Annotated in this window: 18 protein-coding genes; 5 read left to right on the top strand and 13 right to left on the bottom strand. The window is 59.7% G+C overall.

What is annotated here, in order from left to right; genetic code table 11:
• The first annotated feature begins 464 nt into the window (after window positions 1–464).
• The 3 genes from LDL32_RS01225 to LDL32_RS17800 all read left to right on the top strand — a co-directional run bounded on the left by LDL32_RS01225 (window position 465) and on the right by LDL32_RS17800 (window position 3,440).
• Window positions 465–1,220: an Asp/Glu racemase gene (locus LDL32_RS01225; RefSeq protein WP_305069313.1), complete on the top strand. Its 756-nt coding sequence runs from the start codon at window positions 465–467 to the stop codon at window positions 1,218–1,220.
• A gap of 273 nt (window positions 1,221–1,493) precedes the next feature.
• Window positions 1,494–2,792, top strand: a complete 1,299-nt coding sequence (locus LDL32_RS01220; protein WP_233068632.1) for an MFS transporter — start codon at window positions 1,494–1,496, stop codon at window positions 2,790–2,792.
• Between the two features lie 129 nt (window positions 2,793–2,921).
• Window positions 2,922–3,440, top strand: a complete 519-nt coding sequence (locus tag LDL32_RS17800; protein WP_255673761.1) for a MarR family winged helix-turn-helix transcriptional regulator — start codon at window positions 2,922–2,924, stop codon at window positions 3,438–3,440.
• A 74-nt stretch (window positions 3,441–3,514) separates the two neighbouring features.
• On the opposite strand, the gene LDL32_RS17950 is transcribed toward LDL32_RS17800, so the two are convergent.
• The 7 genes from LDL32_RS17950 to LDL32_RS01180 all read right to left on the bottom strand — a co-directional run bounded on the left by LDL32_RS17950 (window position 3,515) and on the right by LDL32_RS01180 (window position 14,150).
• Window positions 3,515–4,453, bottom strand: a complete 939-nt coding sequence (locus LDL32_RS17950) for a PDR/VanB family oxidoreductase (protein WP_233063999.1) — start codon at window positions 4,451–4,453, stop codon at window positions 3,515–3,517.
• Window positions 4,443–5,486 (bottom strand): aromatic ring-hydroxylating dioxygenase subunit alpha, encoded by a 1,044-nt coding sequence (locus LDL32_RS01205; protein ID WP_233063997.1) that lies wholly within the window; start codon window positions 5,484–5,486, stop codon window positions 4,443–4,445. Before LDL32_RS01205 ends, LDL32_RS17950 begins: the two co-directional genes overlap by 11 nt.
• Before the next feature lie 149 nt (window positions 5,487–5,635).
• Window positions 5,636–7,045: a cytosine permease gene (locus LDL32_RS01200; protein ID WP_233063996.1), complete on the bottom strand. Its 1,410-nt coding sequence runs from the start codon at window positions 7,043–7,045 to the stop codon at window positions 5,636–5,638.
• Between the two features lie 46 nt (window positions 7,046–7,091).
• A complete protein-coding gene (locus LDL32_RS01195) occupies window positions 7,092–7,931 on the bottom strand; it encodes an alpha/beta hydrolase (RefSeq protein WP_233063994.1) in 840 nt (279 codons plus the stop codon).
• Complete coding sequence (locus LDL32_RS01190; protein ID WP_233063992.1) at window positions 7,932–9,200, bottom strand: amidohydrolase/deacetylase family metallohydrolase; 1,269 nt, start codon at window positions 9,198–9,200, stop codon at window positions 7,932–7,934.
• Between the two features lie 271 nt (window positions 9,201–9,471).
• A complete protein-coding gene (locus LDL32_RS01185; RefSeq protein WP_233063990.1) occupies window positions 9,472–10,842 on the bottom strand; it encodes an amino acid permease in 1,371 nt (456 codons plus the stop codon).
• A 776-nt stretch (window positions 10,843–11,618) separates the two neighbouring features.
• A complete protein-coding gene (locus LDL32_RS01180) occupies window positions 11,619–14,150 on the bottom strand; it encodes a TonB-dependent receptor domain-containing protein (RefSeq protein WP_233063989.1) in 2,532 nt (843 codons plus the stop codon).
• Window positions 14,151–15,166: 1,016 nt separating this feature from the next.
• Here LDL32_RS01180 and LDL32_RS01175 point away from each other — a divergent pair.
• Complete coding sequence (locus LDL32_RS01175; RefSeq protein ID WP_233063987.1) at window positions 15,167–16,627, top strand: aminotransferase class V-fold PLP-dependent enzyme; 1,461 nt, start codon at window positions 15,167–15,169, stop codon at window positions 16,625–16,627.
• A gap of 100 nt (window positions 16,628–16,727) precedes the next feature.
• On the opposite strand, the gene LDL32_RS17945 is transcribed toward LDL32_RS01175, so the two are convergent.
• Complete coding sequence (locus tag LDL32_RS17945) at window positions 16,728–17,672, bottom strand: EamA family transporter (RefSeq protein ID WP_233063986.1); 945 nt, start codon at window positions 17,670–17,672, stop codon at window positions 16,728–16,730.
• Between the two features lie 264 nt (window positions 17,673–17,936).
• On the opposite strand from LDL32_RS17945, the gene LDL32_RS01165 reads away from it, so the two are divergent.
• Window positions 17,937–18,926, top strand: a complete 990-nt coding sequence (locus LDL32_RS01165) for a LysR substrate-binding domain-containing protein (protein WP_233063984.1) — start codon at window positions 17,937–17,939, stop codon at window positions 18,924–18,926.
• Window positions 18,927–18,942: 16 nt separating this feature from the next.
• Here the strand turns inward: LDL32_RS01165 and LDL32_RS01160 are convergent, their stop codons facing one another.
• The 5 genes from LDL32_RS01160 to LDL32_RS01140 are packed head-to-tail and all read right to left on the bottom strand — an operon-like array spanning window position 18,943 to window position 22,519.
• Window positions 18,943–19,944: an amidohydrolase family protein gene (locus LDL32_RS01160; protein ID WP_233063982.1), complete on the bottom strand. Its 1,002-nt coding sequence runs from the start codon at window positions 19,942–19,944 to the stop codon at window positions 18,943–18,945.
• Window positions 19,934–20,485, bottom strand: coding sequence for a 3-hydroxyanthranilate 3,4-dioxygenase (locus tag LDL32_RS01155; protein ID WP_233063980.1), 552 nt, complete (start codon window positions 20,483–20,485; stop codon window positions 19,934–19,936). Before LDL32_RS01155 ends, LDL32_RS01160 begins: the two co-directional genes overlap by 11 nt.
• Window positions 20,482–20,922: a RidA family protein gene (locus LDL32_RS01150; RefSeq protein WP_233063978.1), complete on the bottom strand. Its 441-nt coding sequence runs from the start codon at window positions 20,920–20,922 to the stop codon at window positions 20,482–20,484. The genes LDL32_RS01155 and LDL32_RS01150 overlap by 4 nt, the downstream gene beginning before the upstream one ends.
• A complete protein-coding gene (locus LDL32_RS01145; protein WP_233063977.1) occupies window positions 20,919–21,710 on the bottom strand; it encodes a 2-keto-4-pentenoate hydratase in 792 nt (263 codons plus the stop codon). Before LDL32_RS01145 ends, LDL32_RS01150 begins: the two co-directional genes overlap by 4 nt.
• Window positions 21,710–22,519, bottom strand: coding sequence for a 2-keto-4-pentenoate hydratase (locus LDL32_RS01140; RefSeq protein WP_233063972.1), 810 nt, complete (start codon window positions 22,517–22,519; stop codon window positions 21,710–21,712). Before LDL32_RS01140 ends, LDL32_RS01145 begins: the two co-directional genes overlap by 1 nt.
• Window positions 22,520–22,524: the final 5 nt, after the last annotated feature.

The following is a 22,524-nucleotide window of genomic DNA, read 5'->3' as shown; positions in this document are numbered from 1 at the left end:
CCTCTTCCATTAAGGGCCGGCCTGCGGTTTCAATCGAATTCAATGACCGCGCCAGATGCCGATCAACGGTACGGCACGCTTCCCTGCCGCTCCATTCCCCGACTCTTTCATCATGCTGATCATATCGGACATATAATGGTCACGACACCAGCTTATCCCACTTCCACCGCATGATTGAGGTAAAGACCGGACAGGGCGGCAGGATATGCCCCGTGCCCGCCGCCGGACATGGAACGGCCATGACGCCGCGCAGGATGAAAATGTGATGTACACATTGTATTTTTATTGCGAAACCGGTCCCATGCCCTTACAAGGAATGCAAGAAGATGGTCCCGCATGCCGGCATCCATGATGGATGCACCGCGGGACGGCAACATGACGGCTGCACGAAAGCCCCCGGGGCGGCAGCCCGCCTGATACGATCCTGACATGATTGAACACGTCACCGCAGGACAGGAGACCCCATGAGAGCGCACCCCTACCGCATTGGCCAGATTGTTCCCAGTTCCAACCTGACCATGGAGACGGAAATTCCGGCCCTGCTTGCGGCACGCCAGCTGATCAGGCCCGAACGCTTTACATTCCATTCCGCACGCATGCGCATGAAGACCGTCCGCAAGGAGGAACTCAGCGCCATGGATGCCCAGTCCGACCGCTGCGCGCTGGAACTGAGCGACGCGCATGTCGATGTGCTGGGCTATGCCTGCCTGGTTGCCACGATGTCCATGGGGCTGGGCTATCACCGCATATCGGAACAGAGACTGCATGAGTGCACCCGCACCAATGGCGGTCCGGCGCCCGTCGTCACAAGCGCGGGCGCGCTGGTTGATGGCCTGAAGGTTCTCAAGGCCAGGCGCATCGTGCTGGTGGCCCCCTACATGAAGCCCCTGACCCGCCTTGTCATCGATTACCTGGAAAACGAAGGCTATGAGGTCATTGACCATATCGCGCTGGAAATTCCGGACAACCTTGATGTGGCACGCCATGACCCGTCCAGACTGCCGTCGATCGTAGCCGGACTCAATTACGCGGAGGCAGACGCCATCGTGGCATCCGCCTGCGTGCAGATGCCCTCGCTGCCCGTCATCCCGACCATCGAGGCCCAGACCGGCAAACCGGTACTGAGTGCGGCGGTTGCCACGACCTATGCCATGCTGAACCGGCTGCAACTGGAAACCGTTGCCCCAGGTGGGGGCGCATTGCTGTCCGGGGCGTATTGAGGCGATTATGGAAAGCGTGAGTTCGCGGGCCTGATCCTTTCCACCATCCTCAAGCAGGCCGAAGGGGCTGGAGAGTGGTTCCGCCATGATCTGGAATCCTGCCCCGGCCGGCCTGCTGCGGGCGCGGTATCGACCCTGTGCCGTGCTGTCTCCCCAATGGCATGACTGTTTCATGTCCGCGCATGCCGTTACATCGTACACCATATCCCGTTTCCATCTGGAAACATGAGGCATGCCATGAATGTCACCGTGAATCCCGACGTTTCACCCCGCATGACCGATGGGGGCGACAATCTGCCGCGTCTGTGCGCGCGCGTTGCGTGGCGGCTCCTGCCGCTTCTGTTCCTGGGGATGCTTGCCTCTTACCTGGACCGGGTGAATGTCGGCTTTGCGAAGCTGCGGATGCTGTCCGACCTGTCAATGAGCGAGGCATCATACGGGCTGGGAACCGGCCTGTTCTTTCTTGGCTACATCCTGTGCGAAGTTCCCAGCAATGCCTTCATGATGCGTTTTGGCGCACGGCGGTGGCTGGCCCGCATCCTGATTACATGGGGCATCTGCTCGGGCGCCATGGCGCTGGTCCATTCGGCCAGCATGTTCTATGTCCTGCGGCTGCTTCTCGGCATTGCCGAGGCCGGTTTCATGCCCGGCGTGCTGTTCTACCTGTCACAATGGTTTCCGCCCGCCTACCGTGCCCGGGTAACCGGATGGTTCATGGTCGGCATTCCCCTGGCCAGTGTCATCGGGGGGCCGGTTTCGGGGCTCATCCTGGGGCGAATGGAGGGGGCGATCGGCATCGAGGGCTGGCGCTGGCTGTTTTTTCTGGAGGCCATGCCGCCGGTCCTGCTGGGCATACTGATCTTTTTCCGCCTGCCGGACCGGATAGAAACGGCACATTTCCTGAGCGCGGATGAAAAGGCACTCCTCATGGCCCATCGTGTCGTGCCGGAGCATACGCACATCCTGCATGGCATAAGGGTCGCGCTGCGTGACAGCCGGATCTGGAAACTTGGCCTTGCCGACGGCGCCCTGCTGCTGGGACTGTACACGATTGCCTTCTGGGTGCCATCGCTGCTGCGTGACGCGGGCGTGCGGTCCATGGTGTGGACAGGCATCCTGACCGCCATTCCCAATCTCGGTGCGACGCTGGCCATTATCGCCATCGGCCGGAATTCCGACCGCACGGGCGAGCGGCGATGGCACATTGTCATTCCCATCATGACCGGTGCATTGATGCTGGCCCTGCTTCCACTGGCGCATGGCAACCTACTGCTTGTCATCATCCTCATCACACTGGCCAACATGGGGATCATAGGCTCCCTGGCCCCGTTCTGGGCGCTGCCTTCACTGTTGCTGAAGGACCCTGCCACCGTTGCGGCGGGACTGGCGATGATTGGCGGCATATCCAATCTGGCCGGTTTCATGGCAACCGGACTGATTGGCTGGGCACGAAGCATTGCCCCCGGTTCATGGAGCATTTTCGTATTTTTTGCCGCCTGCGTGGCAGCCGGCGGAATGCTTGTATGGTCCATTCCGGAACTGGATCACCGTAAAACGGATGACCGGCCGTAGCAGGAGCCGCATGCCTCCTTCCCTGTGCACCGGTATCCCGGATGGGGAGCATGAGGCCATTGGCTGGAAGGTTCCCCATCCGTAACAGAGGGGTTTGGCAATCAATCCATCATTTGGTAGTGTACCATCATGAAGTCGAACCGAACTGTCCACACCCCTGATGCATTACACGCCAGTGGGGCGGATGAAGAATGGACAGGCAATATTCTTGATCGGCCAGGCTTTCTCATCCGTCGCCTTCATCAGATCCATGTTTCACTTTTCATCGAAGAATGCGGCGCTTTTGATATCACGCCAGTTCAGTACAGCATCATGTCAATGGTCGAGCTCCATCCGGGAAAAGACCAGAACGAGCTGGGGCTGTCCATTGGCGTTGACCGGGCAACACTAGCCAATGTCGTGGCGCGACTGGAAAAACGCGCCCTGCTGAAACGTGAAAACGCCACCCATGACAGAAGGGTAAAGCAGGTTTACCTGACCGCGCAGGGGCGCGATATCCTGGCAAAGATGGCGGAGCCTGCCCGCCGGGCGCACAGCCGCACGATCGAGGCCCTGCCAGATGACGCCAGGACCGCATTCATCCAGGCCCTGCTTGTCCTGACGGAAGCAGGCAATGCATACAGCCGCGCACCCGTGACGCCCAGCTGAGCGCAGAAAGCCCGCACCAGCACCAATGCCCCGCCATGCAACCATATGGCTGCATGGCCAGCGCATCCTTCACCCTAAAGATCGAGTGTCAGTTCATCCGAACGGCTGCGTGAAACGCAGGGCATGATCGTGTGCAGCCTGTCATGCTCGGCAGGAGAGCGAACCGTATCAAGATGCAGTGGCTGTCCCGCCAGCACCCGGGTCTCACACGCGCCACACAGGCCTTCCTCACAGGAATAGTCCATATCAACCCCGGCCGCGATCAGGGCCTCCAGAAGCGTCTGCCCGGGTTCAGCCTCGATCTCCATGCCCGAACGCGCCAGTTTCAGGTGGCACGGCCTGTCGGTGACGCCATCAGCCGTTACCACCGGGGCAAATCTCTCGACATGGACCTTCTCTGGCGGCAGATCCCGGGTGATGCTGGCGAATTCTTCCAGCATCCTTGTCGGCCCGCAGCAGTAGACATCCGTTCCGGCAGGACATTGCGCGATCAGCGAGCGCATCGACACCACGCGTCCGCCACATTCATGCAGCGTAACGTGCTCAAGCCCCACAAGCTGGTCAAACAGCAAGGCATCGGCGCTGGATTTTATCCAGTAATGAAGATGAACATTCCGCCCCTGCCCTGTCAGTTGACGATACATGAACAGCAGCGCCGTCACACCGATCCCGCCCGCCAGCAGAAGGACATCGGAACTGTCCGGACGCAGGGAAAAATTGTTGCGGGGCGTTCCGATCGTCAGGACATCCCCCTCCCTCACATCATCATGCAGCCATCGCGATCCGCCCCGGCCATCACGCACATTCTTGACCGCGATCTGATACGGTGAGGCAGACAGCAGCGAATACTGTCGCACCCCCCCGTCAGGCAGATGGACATCGATATGCGCACCGGCTTGCGCCACTGGCAGGCTGTCTCCCGCTTCCGGCACGAGCGTGAGCAGGACGATATCCCGCCCGGCGGCTACCTTTGCGCTGACAGTCGCCCGGTATATTGATTGCTTAGAGCACACCGTAAGTAATTTCCAGTTGCTGCAGCCATTTGCGATATTTCTGCCCCAGAAGGTCACTACGGTGATGCAGTTCCTGCCGCAGGTCAACAGGGATCCGCTCCGGGCGCTGCGTATCGACGATGGCCGAATCCTGTGCGTAGACGATATCCTGGCGGCGGCGCACTTCAGCCTCCGTCGGCTGCGGATCAAAGTTCGTGGCACAGCAGATACGCACGATGCTCGTCTTCTCATCGACCATCTGCACGGTCAGGAACGTGCAGAAACGGTCCGCCTCGTTACCCAGATGCTGGTCTTCCGGCCGCTGGATGACCAGCCGCTTCTTGAAATAGGAAACAAGGGGACGAAGACATTTATAGGCATAATAGGCGGTGACCGGTATTTCCCGCGGGTCGCCATAGGGCTGCGTTACCCGTACCTCGCTTGTTACGAGCCCTTCATTTTCCGTCATCTCGACATCATAGGGCGGGATCGGGTCCGGACAGTCATAAATGCCGTTCACACCGGCATGCACGAACGGAAAATGCGACGGGTCCATGAAGTTCTCGACGGCCCGGTAGCCGGAGCGAAACGTATAGGGACCGCAATGGACCTTCTGGTATTCCGGGTCATCCCATTCGGGAAACGGTGGGATGTCCTTTGCCGGCTTGCCATAGGTCACCCAGACGAAACCATATTTTTCCTGCACGGAATGGGTGATGGCATGGGCCTTTTTCATCGGCTTTTCATCCGGTGCCGCAGGGATCAGGACGCAGCTCCCCGTGTCATCATAGCGCCAGCCATGATAGGGACACACGACCGTATCATTGGCGATGCACCCCTTTGAAAGACGCGCGCCCCGGTGGATACACAGGTCATCCCAGGCATGGACTTCCCCTGAATCCGATCGCCACAGGATAAGATCACGCCCGAGGAGCGTCAGGGGAAGGATATTCCCCTTCTCGATATCCGTTGAATAAGCAACGGCATGCCATTCATTGATCAGGGCGGCATCCGTGCAGCCACTGAGTTCTTCGGACACTGACTTCAACGCCATGATGTACTCTCCATGCCACTAGAAAAACATATGATCGGATTGCGTGGCCCCGGTGCGCGGAACAGTTCGGGTTTCAAATAGATCAGTATACTGATTTTCTCTGTCCAGCAAGTCCGTTCTGGTTTTGGAATGAAAACATTCCCCTTCCGTCAGGAACCGGCGTGCGTCCCCACATCGCCCATCGGCAATGCCTGTGCCGCAACGTTATCGCGGCACAGGAAGAAATAAAGCGGACACACCACAGCCAGCCCGACGAACCATGACAGGTCGGCCCCCCCAAGCATCTTTGCAACCGGACCAGTGTAGAGATCCGAAACGACAAAGGGTATCTGGACAATGATACCGACCAGATAAGCGAAAAGCGCCCTGGTATTGAAATATCCGTATACCCCGCCATCAGGCTGGAAGAATGATTTCACATCATACTCTCCACGCCGGATCATGTAGTAATCGACCAGATTGATGGCCGACCACGGAATGAGGATATACAGCATGAGAAACAGGAAATTCATGTAGCTGTGCAGGAACGTCGATGCTGTTCCCGCAGCCGCAAGGATGCCACTGAACGCCAGCAGGACACAGAATCCTATCCGCGCACGCTGCCCCGGCCGCCACCCGGGCAGAAAAGTGTGTACCAGCGTAATGCCAACCAGCATGCCGCCATAAACGTCAATGGCCGCATTGCATGCAAGGGTCAGCGTCAGCAGCACCACAATGGGATGGGAAAAAACCCCAAGTCCGGTGCTGAACGTTGTCAGCACATCCACGCTGGGGGCCTCGGCGCCGAGTATCACCCCCAGGAACATGGGAAGACATGACCCCAGCGCCGCCCCGGACCAGGTTGCCCAGAATGCGGCGGACGGCCCCGTCCTGACAGGCAGATACCGCGAATAATCGGAAACATACGGCGCATAGGAAATCTGCCACAGCGCGGCAACGGACAGGGCACCGACAAAGTCACGCAGGGTGAAACCATTTCCCCACAGGGCATGGTCGGGCAACTTCATGCCCACAAGGAATTTCAGCGTGCATAGCGAAAGGATGATGCCCGAACAGATCGTGATGATCCGGGCACTGCGATGAATCGCGTCATGCCCCATGATCGCAAGCACCATGGCGGCCAGGCCGCTTGTTACGATAACAGGCGTTGACGGAACTGCCGGAAACGCGGAATGGATCGCATTGCCGGCCACGGCAATGCCGGACGTCGTGTATCCGACATAGATCAGCAGCGTCACGCCTATCGCCAGCAGGGCCCCGTAACTGCCGAACTGGCCACGGCTCTGGATCATCTGCGGCACGCCAAGCCGTGGCCCCTGGGCCGCATGCGCCGCCATGAGGGCCGCGCCAATCACGTTCCCGGCCACCAGCGCCGCAATGGCAGGCACCACCCCCAGGTGGAACGCGGAAACGGCAAGCGACCCGGTGACCAATGTCAGGAATTTGACATTGTTGCCAAACCAGAGACTGAACAGGGAAGAAGCCGTCCCATGACGACGATTTTCCGGAATCGGATAGATCGTATCGGATTCGATATAGGATATGTCGTGTCCGGTCATGTGATCTTCCAGGTGAAAGGTGAAACTGTCCGGATTCAGGAATGCCTCAGCCCATCCCGAGCATGAGACTGCAAAGTGCGGCCAGCATGCCATCGGGCTCCGCCAGGGCATCCAGAACCGTGAAGTGATTCGCCCCGGCAACAGGCACCAGCCAGCCCGGCTGGTGCGCCCGGGTTCTATGGGCATGAAATGCCCGCGCGTCCTCACATAACGCAGGCAGTTCGTGGCTGCCATAGGCCATGCTCATCGGTTTGGCCACAGCATCCTGCCGCAGGGGGGACAGATCCGCAATCTCGCTATCGGACAGCGACAGCGCCGTGTTCAGATATGTATCGCGCAGGGGGCCAAGTTCATAAATACCGGACAGCGCAAGGGCTGCACGCACGCCCTCATGCCCAAGCATAAGGGCCGCAAGTGTCGCCCCGGCGGACCATCCCGCCACAAGCCGCGGACCACAAAGTCCGGTTTCGGCCTGGTGCATGTGCAGCCAGGTCAGGGCAAGCTCCATCTCGGCCACAATCTCGCGCAGGGACGCTTCGGGCGCAAGTGTATGCGCCGGCATGGCCACGGACCAGCCACGCATGGCCAGTCCCTGCCCTATCCACGCAAAATCCTCCGGCGCATTCCACTGCCAGTACCCGCCATGGATGAAGACAAGACATGGTGCATCGCTTTGGGGCGCGGGATAAAGTGTCCAGTACTGGCGTGGCCTGTCGCCATACGCCACGCGAAGCCCCCCGTGCCTGACACGATATGCCGCCGAGCGCGCCCGCAGGGCCGCCATCCAGTCCCGGCTGCCCGGAACAGCGGCAACATTGTCATAGGCCAGGTTACGCTCGGTCTGGCTGAGCAGACCCCACCGGCCACGGGGGTCAGGCGATACCATCTATGCGGCCACGACTTCCTCAAGTGGCGGAACCAGGGGGCTGTCAGCCTCAAAACGAACACCCCCGCGCAGGCAGAACTCTGGCACGAACATGCGACGGGCCGTGACGCGCGCGCCACTGTTATCGGACATGGTGAAGGCGCCTTCCTTCAGATCCAGTACGGAAATATCTGCTTCGCGTCCCACCTGAAGCGAACCGAGTGTATCGGACATGCCAATCATCCGGGCCGGGTTGGCTGTCACGGTTGCAATGACATCATCCAGCTTCATGCCAAGGTACAGCAGTTTCGACATGGCGACGGTCAGGTTGAACGGGGAGACGCCTGCAAACGGATTGAGCTGGCGATCTTCGATATCCGTGACCGAAGGCACACGCACATTGTATCCATGCATGTCAGCACCCAGCGTATAGGGCACTATGCCTTCCGCCATCACCTTGGCCGCCATGTCGAACGAGAAATGCGATCCATGCCCGACATCAACCTTGACGCCACGCTCCAGTGCCGCCCAGATAACCGGATGAACCTGCCCGGTTTCCTCTGAAATGAAACCGCCGGGATGACGGGTGAAGGGATGCGCCAGCACGTCTCCTTCTTCCATTATGGGCAGAAGTTCGCGCACAAGTTCATCGGCATCGATATCGGGATTATCCGCAGCCGTGGGCCATAGCTGGCCAAGATGGATGTAAAGTGGAATGTTCGCCTCACGGGCAATGGCCTTGCCAATGCGCATGACCTCCAGCCCCCAGCGCGAAACGCCGCCCACTTCGGCATGCGCCTTGATCCCGCGGATAAGATCCGCATTCTCACGTGCCGCACGCACGCTGTGTTCGATATTGGTCTGGCCGGGACCATACAGTTCAGGATACAGATGCCCCTCCAGCCCGCCAACAAGGTAGGCTGACAGAAATGCCAGCACGCGGGTATCCGCAGGCTCCGCAACATAATGGCGGAAACCGTTGACGGTCATGCAACTCGGGCCACCTTGGTCGATGATTGTCGTAACACCCGAACGCACGCCGACAAGATCAGGATTGAGGCCGAAGCGGCCGGTCACATGCTCATATATATGGCCATGGGTATCGATCATGCCCGCAGTGACGATCCTGCCGGAAACGTCGACGATTTCCCGCGCCAGCGGGGGAGAAATCCGGCTTTCGACTGCCGCAATCCTGGAGCCTGCCACCGCAATGTCGGCAACCTGGTGCAGGCCTGTCATCGGGTCGATGACAGTGCCTCCCTGAAGAACAAGATCATAAACGGGCCGCATGGAGACCTCCGCGATATCATTTAATCAGTATACTGACATATTACATCCGATAACGCAATGATCTTCCGTGCAACGAAGGAGACGAAGTTTTACGGCACGTCCCTGGCTGCACGTGACGGCATCCGGAACGGACCCGCCGGATTCATACCATAGCCTGCATGACAGTCAGCCAGACGAGCGGACGCCCCGGATAGGTGGGTCATCTGTGCGAGGCGCAGCCCCAAGGTTATGGTCCCGCTCCGTCAGGGCCACTGTCCATACAGGCAGGCCACTATCGGTTCCGGCCAGCCAGACGGGTCCGGCCGACATGGATCAGCACAAAAAATATGGATGTGCCAAGGCTGGCTATCGCGACCATGCGCTGCATCGGATCAAGGAACATCGCTGCGAAAATGACGATAACGCCGCCGAGCGTGAGAATATTTATGGCAGGGAAGAACGGTATACGGAAACACGCCTGCTGTTCCCGCCCTGTCGCCTGCCGGCGCAGGACCAGGTAAGAGGTCACGATAAGCGAATAGACCAATAGGATGACCCCCCCGCTACAGCTGAGCAGAAACGCAAAAACCGTACCAGGCGCCAGAATCGAGGAGAAACTGATGATTCCCCCCACGACGGAGTTGGCGATGATGGCATTGACCGGGCTATGCTGCTGCGGTCGTCGCCTGAGAAATGCGGGCGCATCATTATTGCGCGCAAGTTCCGCCAATACGCGTGATGTGATGTAAAGGCTGGAATTCATGCATGAAAGAACTGCCGTAAGCACCACGATCTTCATGCCCAAGGCCGCGCCGGGTATGCCCATGATCTGCAGGGCCTGCACAAAGGGCGAGTGCCCCGGCACGGCATCCGACCATGGAACGATCAGCAGGATCAGCGCAATGGACAGGCTGTTGAACAGTGTAAGGCGGATACCGATGGTACGGGTTACACGCGCCACATTCCGGGCGGGTTCGGCGGATTCACCAGCCGCGACCGTCGCTATTTCCGACCCGATCATGGTAAACAGGATGGAGGGAATGATGGAAATCATTGCAGTCATGCCATGCGGAAAGAATCCACCATGGCCAAGCAGGTTCTGCATGACGGGCGCACCGGGCCCGAACACATGGGCAATATAAAGCACGCCAGCCGTAACGAACAGTATGATGCTGACCACCTTGATCGCCGAAAGCCAGAATTCGCATTCCCCGAATATATGAACGGCAGCCAGATTGATCAGCTTCAGCATGATGATCAGTGACGCAGCCAGAACCCATACCGGCAGGTTGATCCATTCATGAATCAGGATCGCGCCCGCTATGGCTTCGCTGCCCAATGCAACAACCCAGAAAAACCAGTAAAGCCAGCCTGCGGTAAAGGCTGCGCCATTGCCATGGGCCGCGCGGATATATTCGACAAACGAACCCTTTCCCGGATTGGCGGAAACCATTTCCCCCAGCATACGCATGATGAACATGACCAGCAGCCCAACCGCGACGAATGCCAGCAGCGCGGCTGGCCCCGCTGCGGCAATGACCGCACTGCTGCCCACAAACAGCCCGGCACCAATGGCCCCACCAAGTGCAATCATCATGATATGACGCTGCTTGAGCCTGGAACCGGAAGAAGAAGGCTGAGGAATACTGGTCGTGTCAGTCATGCAGAATGCTGGTTCCTGAAAAAACAAGGGGCTGACATATGACCGGCTTCGCACGGCCCCGTGCGCGCCTGAAGCCGGTCATCAAATCACGATCCTCAACAGCCCTCGGGCATCCATGCTGCCTGCACACGGCATATCGAGACCGGTCGCCTCTGCCCGCCAGGAAAATAGATCATGCCTGCTTCACAATAAAGCTGCGCACAGGATCACGCCCATCAGTCGGATATTGTTTCAGTTTCATCCCGAACATAGGACAGGAAGCGGGACGGTCTGTAAAGAGTGATGCGCCAGATTATGCACGTCAGGGCGTCCATTCCTGCCCCTGAAACATGGGCATCAGGTTGCCCGCGCGCGATATCGGCGCAAAACGGCATGATGGCAGAAAAATCAAAACAAACAGCATGTTAATCGTGCAGGGTGCAATACCATGAACTGGCAAGATACAACTCCCGACAGGCCACCAGCCTGCCGCATCCGGATCGTTCCGGAGAAAGCCCTGCGCCATGCCATGCAGCATGGATCCGAAAAAAAGGCGTCCCGTCCGCGATCATCGAGCGTATGGAAACACCATATCCCGCATCATCTCAACTGTGATCCTGCGAGGCCATATCATGCACATGCCGGATACCGATGGGGGTGATGGCCTGAAGCATTCCGGAAAATGCCCAAAAGCAGAAAACCCCTCCACAGGAGGGGTTTTCCAGCCAGATCATTTTCTGCCCGTAAATACGGAAGCATATGTTCTGGCACAAAGCTGAAGGTTGAGACCAGATTGATCAGAAGTCCACGGACACCGAACCGAAGAACATGCGCGGCGCACCGAACAGCATGGACTGGTTGGTATAACCACCGGTCATGGCGTTGCCGTTTTCGCCCATGGTTGCAATCCAGTGCTGGTTCGCCAGGTTCTGGATATTGAAGGAGAACGTCACATCCTGCATGAAGCCCATGTGCTTGTTGTAACGGGCCATGTTGCCCATGCGGTACTGCATGCCCAGATCAGCCATCCAGTAGCCGGGAATGTTGTAATCCCCAGTGTAGTCATAGCTACGTGCACCGGTATAGCTGCCGTCCATGTAGAACAGGGCCCGCTTGTAGGCGTAGGACAGACGGCCTTTGTACATGAAGCGCGGATAGTTTACGACGCGCTTGCCAGCCGTAGAGGCACCGGTGCCTGAATAGTTGAAGTTGTTGTCATACACGGCATGGTTGTAGCTGACGCTGTTGGACAGCGAGAAGCCACGCATGATGCCGCGGGTGAAGGGATGCAGCGTCAGGGCCGCATCAACACCATTCATGGTCACGCTGCCGGTATTCAGGACGGCGTAGCCACTGGCATTCTGCACCGACTGGCCCGCGACACTGACCGACTGCAGACGGTTGTGGAAGTTTGTCCGGTAGGCATAGACCGAAGCATCAAGCAGGCGATGCGTGAAGCGGTAACCAATCGCGAACGTCCAGTCATATTCCGGATGATCGCTATTGATGTTCGTGTTGTAGGATGCCTGGCTGACCGCAAACGGGGAGTTGGACAGCTTGTAGCCGGATTCAGCATAGGTATGAACGTTTTCCGAAATATCGAAGAACAGTTCATGGTTATGCAGGAAGTGCCAGTCCACCGCGACATGCGGCAGGAAGGGACGTGCGATCGTCTGGCTTACACCCGACGTGATGTTGCCGATATTGCCGTAATAATACTGGTTCAGGTAGCCATCGCCCACGCGCGTGGTGTTGAGCAGGGCCTTGAACCCGAAATGCAGGGCAAGGTTAGGCAGCGGGTTGTAGGTGTCCATCACGAACGCGGTAAACGTGTTCGTATTGTAGTTCTGGCCGAACAGCCCTTCAACCGGGTTCGTGAAATGGCTGAGGGTGTTGGTGACAGGACCGGAAAGCTGGCCATTGGCCAGGACGGTCGGCTGCGCATACATCGACATGGACGAGGAATACGCATTGTTCTCGTACCAGACGCCACCGGTAATGTGGTTATGCGCCACATTGTACTGAACCTTGGAGGTGATGCCAAAGCGCTCGATCGACGGCTCCTTGACGATTTCACCCATTGCCGACGTATACCCGTAGGTCTGGTTCAGGTGGGTATAGTAGGAGGGATCGTAGCCTGCGCCATTGTTGCCGATCGGCAGGCCCCATGTCGTCTGGCTGCTTTCACCCTGGCCATAGGCTGTCGTGATCCAGCGGACATTGTTGGTCAGCGCCAGGTCGGCCTTGATGTAGCCCATGACGTCACTGACGTTCGTGCCACCATCGTAGTATGCCGCATCACCCTTGTCCGAAATGCCGCTTTTTGCAAGATAACCCGGGTAATGACCGTTGGCCGCATTTGTTGCGGTGATATACCCGCTGGTTCCGCCATTATAATAGTTCGAGTTGTAATAACCCAGCTCCTGCTGCATCTGCGGAGATTCATCCTGGGGCGTATACTGATGCAGGTCGTCCCAGTCAAAGAAGGCCGTGATGTTGCTGTCATTGCCGATCGGCTGGACCAGCTTCACGTTGACCTGCTGCGAGAACTGCTCACCAAAACCGCGCCATACTTCCGCATCCTGCCGCATGTAGGAAGCAAAGAACTTGGTGCCGCTGCTGTTCAGCTTGCCGCTGTCGAACCGGACAAAGGTATGGTAATTGTTATAGCTGCCGAAACCGCCGGTTACCTTGCCACCCATCTTGTCCTTGGGGGTGGACGAGACATAGGCCAGCGAGCCGCCGAGGTTGTTGGTCGATGCCACGTCTTCCGCACCTGCGGACTGCGAGACGTCGATACGATCAACGTTTTCAGAGGAAATGGCGGTGGTCGGCGAAGACGGACCGTTATAGTTGCGGTACGTCATTTCACCCAGCGGCATGCCATCCAGCGTCATGCCGATTTCCTGCTGCTGGAAGCCGTGCATGTACAGCTGCTGGGACCAGGTGTTCGTTCCCTGCGGATCGTCCGAGTTGAACATGATGCCCGGCATGGTTGCCAGGGCCTTCATCGGGTTGGTGCCCGGCGCCTGCTGCTGGAACATGGCCTGCCCCATGGACACCACGGCTCCATGCGGCTTCAGGTGGCTCGCATGAACGCTGAGCTGTTCAGGGTCATGACGCGAGACGAGGGGCGTGGCACGCGCCGTTGAAGTGCGGTGAACGCTGGCCCCACTGGCGGAAACATGTGCCGCGCCAGAACGGGCAACCTTGCCACTTCCGGCCGTGGACGTGCCAGAGGCAGAAGCAGCCCGGGCCGTCTCGTTCGTTACGCCAGCGATCACCGTAGTCAGAAGCAGGACGTTCCATAATGAGCGTCGTTTGTTCATGTAGCCTCCGCAACACCTGTGTAAGCACCCGCCCCGGGAGCCCGTTTTGGTATTTCGTTCAAGATTCAATCCAACCGTGAGCAACTTGAGAAATATTTCAATCCGCCCGATGCAACTTATTTCAACCGCTTTTGATATCGATATCAACAGGTTTCAATATCGATATAAAGATTACGACATAAAATGTGGCAAACAGATCACAGTCCTTTCCCGCTTCAGAGGTATTCCGCCAACGCAAAGCTGACGTTCATAATCGGAGTTTATGGTATACGATCTTCGCGGGCGCAGGCTGCTACTTCCCTCATAATATTAAGGATAATCCACGGAAACGGCCAAAATCCGCTGAGAATGCGGCAGTTCCCGGGTCGCGCCAGCCCCGCGGGATCAACACATGCGCGGCGCCACACGGCAATGGTTTCCCAACCAGAATTCTGATCCGGCATGCGAAATATTATGTGACAAACAGAATACACCCCTATATCACGCCATGTCTTTTCCATTCCGTGCTCCCCATCTTCATGCCTTGCGGGATTCGCGGGCAGGGCCTCATGCCTGCTCCTGCATGTCTGGAATGAGAGCAGATATAATTCTTTATTATCAAGATATTGCACGGCAATCGTCCCCCACCTGATCATGGGGGCGGACATAGCATAACAATCCCTGTCGCCTGTCAGACAGGCGTCCCGTGATTGCCTGGAATCGACTCTATCTTCAGACAGGTGACAACCGGATTCCGCCATCTCCCTGCAGGGACGCGACATCTGACACCATCGAGGTGCCCTCAAGCAACCGGAGATGGGACATATGAAGGCTGCCATCAACCGGGCCAGGAGCCCATCAGGCCACGCCAGCCACTCCCTTGCGCACCGGACATGATTGAACGATCAGAAACCATGATCCTGACGATCCATATCGATCATATGACCCGAAATTTCAGGTTCCTTACATGAAATAAGGTGAATTATTCGGGTATGATCCAACTAATATCCCCGCAACGAACCATAGGGAATTGGATGATGCAAATCGTTGACAGGGCCTTCTCTGACTTCACGACGCACCTTCGGGCCGGAGGCATCGAGGGGCTTCGCGCGGGGCTGATTGGGGAAGGCGCCCCCATTCCCGGCCCCTTTGGCACCAGATCCCTTGTCTATGCCGATTACGTGGCTTCCGGTCGGGCCTTGCGGCAGGTGGAGAATTTCGTGGCGGACCAGGTCCTGCCCTATTATGCCAATTCCCATACCGAAGCCTCCTTCTGCGGGCGCTACATGACACACATGCGCCAGGCGGCCCGGGCGGAGATTGCCCGTATCTGCGGGGCGGATGGCGCATTTTCCACAGTCTTCTGCGGCTCTGGTGCGACTGCGGGCCTGAACCGGCTGGTGCATCTGCTGGGTGTTGCGGATGCCGCGCGGTCAGGCGCGCGCCCCATCGTCTTCATCGGCCCCTATGAGCATCATTCCAATATCCTGCCGTGGCGTGAAAGCGGCGCGGAAATCGTTACCATTCCCGAAGCCCCGCATGGCGGCCCCGACACCGCACAACTGGAACTGGCGCTGGTCACGACCGATCCGGCCCGGTTACGGATCGGTGCGTTCTCGGCCGCGTCCAATGTCACGGGTATCGTGACGGATACCGATGCGGTTACGGCAATCCTGAAAGCACATGGCGCCCGTTCCGTATGGGATTATGCGGGGGCCGGCCCCTACCTGCCCATCGACATGAAATCCAATACGCCGCATGAAAAGGATGCCGTTGTCATTTCGGCGCATAAATTCGTTGGTGGTCCGGCGGCATCCGGCATCATGATCGTGCGGAATGCCGCGGTAATCCGCACCCGGCCCGTATTTTCCGGCGGCGGCACCGTGCGCTTCGTCTCCCCATGGGGTCATGACTATTCCGAAAGCCTTGTAAGCCGGGAGGAAGCGGGCACACCCGACGTGATAGGCGACATCCGCGCGGGGCTGGCCTTTACGGTCAAGGCAGCCATGGGGCAGGGCTGGCTTGACCGGCGCCACGCCGCATTGCGCGACAGGGCCATCCACGCATGGCGGGACAACCCGCTGATCGAGATCCTGGGCAATCCGGATGCCACGCATCGCCTGCCGATCTTTTCACTACGGGTCCGGTGCGAACGGACCGGGGGCATGATCCATCAGCAGTTGTTCACCCGCATGCTGTCGGATGGCTACGGCATTCAGGCGCGTGGCGGATGTGCCTGTGCCGGTCCCTATGCCCATGACCTGCTGGATATTGATGAACGGCAGTCCGCGATCCTGCGCCAGCAGATCCTTGATGGCGATGAGATCCAGAAACCCGGATGGACCCGTCTCAATTTCTGTGCGCTGACCGATAATGCCAAGGCCGATTTCATCATCCGTTCGGTCGATGAACTGGCACGCGACCCCTATCGCCTGGCGGATCATTACACCTGTGACACGCGTACCGCACGTTTCCGCGCGCGTGAAGAGATTGCATGACAGCGTCTGGCAGGGCGCAGGCCCTGCCGATCATACCCTGTCAGCAGACATGTAGCGGGACACGAACGCGGCGGGCGCAGGAATGTCCCGCCCCCTTCCATCATGTACGCCGCATGATCAGTGCGACGCTGCCCAGCACGATCACAATCCCGATGATGGACTGGAACGCGGGCTGTTCCCCCAGTACCACCCAGCCCAGAAGCAGGCCGACGACGGGATTGACGTAAGCAAACGTGGATGCGATTTCCGGCGAGAAGGTACGCAGCACCACCACATAGGATGCCGGCGCCAGAACCCCGCCAAATATGACAAGATAGGCAAACGCCCCAAGCTGCGTGGTACTGGGGGCCACCGGCAGGCCCACCCCCCTGCTCCATATCACCAGCGCCAGCAGGCAGGACGCGCAGCCCATCTGGATCGCGGCTGTCCATTCCGGCGCAAGCCGGGTTGCCAGCGGGCGCTGCAGCACGGTACCCAGCGACCACGTGATGGCGGAAAGCTGAAGCACCAGCACCACGATGACGGGATGCGGCCCCGAAATTCCCCCATGCCCGTGCAGGACCGGCCATACAATCATGAACAGCCCGCCCAGCCCCGCCAGAAGGGCCACCACAACCCGCAGGGATGGCCATGCGCGCGCGATCAGGCAGTCAAACAGCGTGCACCATAGCGGGATGGACCCCATGGACATGACAATGAAGCCCGAATTGACATAGGGCGCGCATGATGTGGCCAGCGTATTGCCGCCCGCCCACATCAGTATGCCGGTACCGATGCAGCGCACCAGGTCCTGCGTCCGCAACCGTGGGGGCAGACCGTACCGGCTCAGGGCCACGCTTCCCAGGATCAGCGCGCCGCATGTTTCCCGCCCCAGCTGGATATGCAGCGGCAGGACATGACCCGACCCGTTCAGGCAGAGCTTTACCATAAGGTATGTACTGCCCCAGATCACATAGATCATCATAAGATGCACATAGGCCACCGGCGTTATACGGGTCGCCTTGCTCAGTCCGCCAACAGGCGGGGTAGACACGGATGCTGTCACGATGGACTCCGGTTACGCGCAGGATGCGCGGCAACAATACGTGAACTGATTTCTGCACCATGGCATATCGCATATCGTACACGATTCTGTATGGTTTTGTTTCTCCGTTACGCGTCACACACGTTTTTCATTCCGTCAAAAAAATAAAGTGCACTTTGCCTGCTTTCATGGCCGGGGTGTCAGGCGTATCGTGCATGGCCGGTCGCGGCAAAAAATGTTACGGACTGGCGGCAAGGCATTTCCCGCCGGTGGCGCAACGGAAGCATGCGGGGGAGGACAGCCCTGTCGTCGGATCATCTTCTTGCCCGTCTGGCATTCCGGCACCTGCGCATGGTCATGGCGATAGCGGGCACCGGTTCCCTTGCCGCTGCCGCACGGCAGCTGAACATGACCCAGTCGGCCGTAACCAAATCCCTGCAGGAAACGGAGACCCTGTTCGGCACGCGCCTGTTTGAACGCACGCCCCAGGGCGCCATCCCCACCGCACAGGGGCAGGTCCTGCTCGGGCATGCGCGCGTGATGATGGACCTGTTCATCCAGGCGGCGGACGAGGTGAGCGCCCCGCCGGCAGGTGGCGGACAGGTCAGGGTGGGCACACTGCAGTCCGCCTCGGCCGCATTGCTGCCGCGCGCCATCACCATGCTGCGGCGGGAACACCCTGACATATCCGTTTCGGTCATCGAGGGGACAAACGACATGCTCATGCCCGCAATGCTGCGGGGTGAAATCGACCTGGTGGTGGGCCGCATACCGGCAATGCGCCAGCATGACCATCTGGCGGACGAAATCCTGATGCATGACGTGGCCTGCATCGTCGCGCACGCCAGGCATCCGCTGACCCGCTCTCCTTCACTGTCCCTGCGCGATCTGGCGCACCGGGCGTGGATACTGCCCCCGCAGGGCACGACCCTGCGCCAGCAGATCGATCAGGCCTTCCGCGACGAGGGTATTGCCCCACCCCGTGGGGCGGTGGAATCCGTATCGCTCCTGACCAATCGCGGGCTGCTTGACATGGATGACTATCTGGCGGCCATGCCGTGGCAGAGCGCCGTGATCGAGGTACAGGAATCCCGGATGGCCGTGCTGCCAATACCGTTGCGTTCAACCATAAGCCCGATCGGCATTACCACCGGAGTGAACGGCAGCCGGACAGCCGCGGCCCTGCACATGATCATGGCCCTGCGGCATGAAGCGGGGAATGTACCGGAATGCCCCTTTCTGGACGATCCCGCGCATACGACCCCGCCGCCATGAACGCCTTACCGCGCGGCTAGCGCGTATCGGGCAGCCGCAGGAAGCATGCGGCATTCCCGCCCAGTATGCGGGCACGGGCCTGCGGCTCCAGGAAAGGTGCCGAACGGACAAGACCACCGACCGGGCTTTCCCCCAGCGGGAAGGGATAATCGGAGCCGAGCATGATATGCGTATCTCCCATCACGCGCACCAGCAGTTCAAGCGCGTCATGGTCGAATACGGCGGAATCCACAAAGAACCGGTCCACATAATCCGATGGCGGGCGCGGACAGTCCACCCGCACGATGTCACGGTTCCGCCACGCATTGTCCACCCGCCCCAGCAGGTAGGGAAAGCTGCCGCCGCCATGGGCGAAGCATATCCGCAGGCTGCGCGGCAGGCGCTCGAACGCGCCTGACAGGATAAGGGAAAGGATGGAAAGCTGCGTTTCCGCCGGCATGGAGACAAGCCACGGCAGCATGTAGCGGCTCATGCGTTCATTGGTCATCATGTCCCACGGATGTACCAGCAGGGGGATGTCCTCCTGCGCGCAATGGTGCAGGAATGTCATGATCCCCGCATCATCCAGTCCGCGTTCCCCCACATGGTTGCCGATCTGGACGCCTACATGGCCACCGGCCATGGCGCGGGATGCCTCGCGGCAGGCCAGGTCGGTGTCCTGTAGCGGAACCTGCGCCAGTGCGCGCAGGCGGGTTGGCGCACGCGCGCAGATTTCCAGCGCCGCTTCATTGAATATCCGCGCGCAGTAGGCAGCCTGATCCGCCGGGCGCCCGTAGGCGAACAGGATGGGAGTGGCGGATATGACCTGGATATCGATGCCATCGCGGTCCATTTCCTCCACACGGCGTTCGGCATTCCAGCAGGCATCGTAGACCGGACGGAAATCGCGGTTTCCCATCATCAGCATGGCATGGTCCGGATCCGTATGACGCATCCATGGCCAGTCGGGCGTGCCAAAACGCTGTTCCAGATCGGGCCACTCCGCTGGCAGGAAGTGGGAATGCAGGTCAATGATCATGGAGTGTCACCCATCCCGCTGGCGCGGTCCGTCCTGGGTGCACCGCACCACAATGCGGGCAGGTACGCTGTTCCGTGCTGGCGTAGAAGGCATCGTACAGCGGCGGCAGGTCGGTTACGAGACTGTGCAGCCGCACCTCGACCCGATGGACCAGACCCCCGCATTCAAAGCAGTACCACTCGAACCCGTCCATTTCTCCCGGTGGCCGTGCGTTTTCTATGACAAGGCCAATGGACCCAGGCACCGGGCGCTGGGGAGAGTGCCGCACATGGGGGGGCAGGAAAAAGACATCTCCCTGCCAGATCGGCACATCATAATGCTGGCCACGGTCAATGACCTTCAGCACCATGTCCCCTTCCAGCTGATAGAAGAATTCCTCAACCGGATCATCATGGAAATCCGTCCGCTGGTTGGGCCCACCCACAACCGTCACCATGAGATCCGTATCCGCCCAGACCTGCCGGTTGCCCACAGGGGGTTTGAGCAGGTGGCGGTTGTCATCAATCCATTTATGGAAGTTGAATGCCGAAAGCCGTGTCATGGCCGTGTCCTTTCGCGTACCGGGTGCGCCTGCGGGCAATAGGCGGTCACCTTCATTTCGATCAGCAGATGCGGATGCGGCAGCTGATGAACGGCCACCGTCGTACGTGTCGGTCCGTCAAAACCGAAATATTCGCCATAAACCGCGTTATAGCCACCAAAGTCGTTCATGTTCACAAGGAATGCCGTCACATCCACGCAGTCGGACAGGCTGGCGCCGGCAGCGTTCAGGATTACTCCGATATTCTCGATCACGGCGCGCGTCTGTTCGCGGATGTCCAGCTGGGTCGTACCCATCTCGTCAACCTGCACGCCCGCAAAGCTGTTATCCGCACGGCGGGAACTGGTGCCGGATACGAATATGAAGTCCCCTGCCCTGCGCACATGGGGAAAACGTCCGCGCGGCCGCGCACGACCTGCAATGACACCATCCGTCATGGCCGCTCTCCCGTAGTGGTAAAACCGACGCGGCCCAGCGACTGCACGCTGACCGATACGTGGCAGCCGGGCAGGAGCGGCACGGCCGCCGTTGCGGCCCCGGCCAGCACGATCTCACCGGGGCGCAGGCATTCGCCCCGTTCCCCCGCCAGGCGCGCCGCCGCCACCAGGGCACGCAGCGGGTGCCCCAGTATGGCGGCGGATGAGCCTGTCTGCACGATCTGGCCATTGCGGTGCATAACCATGCCGAGATTGGAAAAATCCGTGTCCGCCAATGCTGGCGCCCCCAGGACAAAACCCGCGGCGGAGGCATTGTCGGCCACGACATCCACCACGTTGAAGCGGAAGTCCTGGTACCGGCTGTCAATGATTTCCAGCGCGGGCAGCACCGCTTCTATCGCGTTGCGGGCTTCGACCGTGCTGACCACACCCTGCAACGGGCGGCGCAGGATGAAGGCGATTTCGGCCTCCACACGGGGGTGGATGAACATGGCCATGTCGAACACACCGCCATCGGGCACTTCCATGCCACTGGTCAGTCGCCCCCCTATCAGGTCGGACACATCCATCTGCCGCATCTTGGCGCGACTGGTGAAACCCAGCTTGACGCCAGATATCCGCTCCCCGCGCGCCACCCGCAGGCCGGCAAGTGCGGCCTGCACGTCATAGGCGGCATCCAGGTCCATTCCGGGCGCCAGCGCCGTCAATTGCCCGCGCGGGGTGGCGGTGCGGGCCGCGTCATCCAGCAGGCGCGCCAGATGGGCCGTATCAGTGGTATCCACCGTCATCATGCTTCTCCCTGCACGGCAAAGCGGACACCAACCGTGCCCAGACCATTGATGCGTACATCGAAACTGTCCCCCGGACCGGCCGCCACCATCGGCCCCAGCGCACCGGACAGCACGACCTCCCCCGCGCGGAGCGGGGTGCCCCGCCTGGCCATTTCCGCGGCCAGCCAGCGCAGCGCATTAAGCGGCGAGCCCATGCATGCGGCACCGGCACCGGTTGAAACCTCCACCCCGTGGCGTTCCATCACCATGCCGCAGGTATACAGGTCCACCTCCCGCAGCAGTCGCCTGTCCTGCCCCAGCATGAACAGGCCGGAGGAGGCATTGTCCGCAATGGTGTCGGCCACCGTGATGTCCCAGCCGGCAATGCGGCTGTCCACGATCTCGATTGCAGGCAGGAGACAGTCCACGGCGGAAAGAACATCCGCGATGCCGGGATCGACATGCGGCAGGTCGCGTGACAGGACAAAGGCCACCTCTGCCTCACAGCGTGGCTGCATCACCGCACCAGCCGTGATGGGGGCATCGGGGGGCACCTCCATGTCCGCGGTCAGGACACCGTAGTCGGGACGGTCGATGCCGAACTGCTTCTGCACGGCGGGCGCGGTCAGCCCGATCTTGCGCCCGACCACGCGGGTACCGTCCGCAACGCGCGCGGCCACCAGTGCCTGCTGCACGCCGTAGGCGGCATCGAGATCCTCCGCCCCGATCAGGTCACGCACGGGGGGGCACGGCACGCCCGAAAGGGCAGCCGTGCGCAGCTGGCGGAACGCCCGTTCCGCTGGTTCGCTCAGGGCAGGCATGTTCATGAATG

Source organism: Komagataeibacter sp. FNDCF1, from assembly GCF_021295335.1.
Taxonomy (GTDB): Bacteria; Pseudomonadota; Alphaproteobacteria; order Acetobacterales; family Acetobacteraceae; genus Komagataeibacter.
This window is presented reverse-complemented; position numbering and strand designations above follow the sequence as displayed.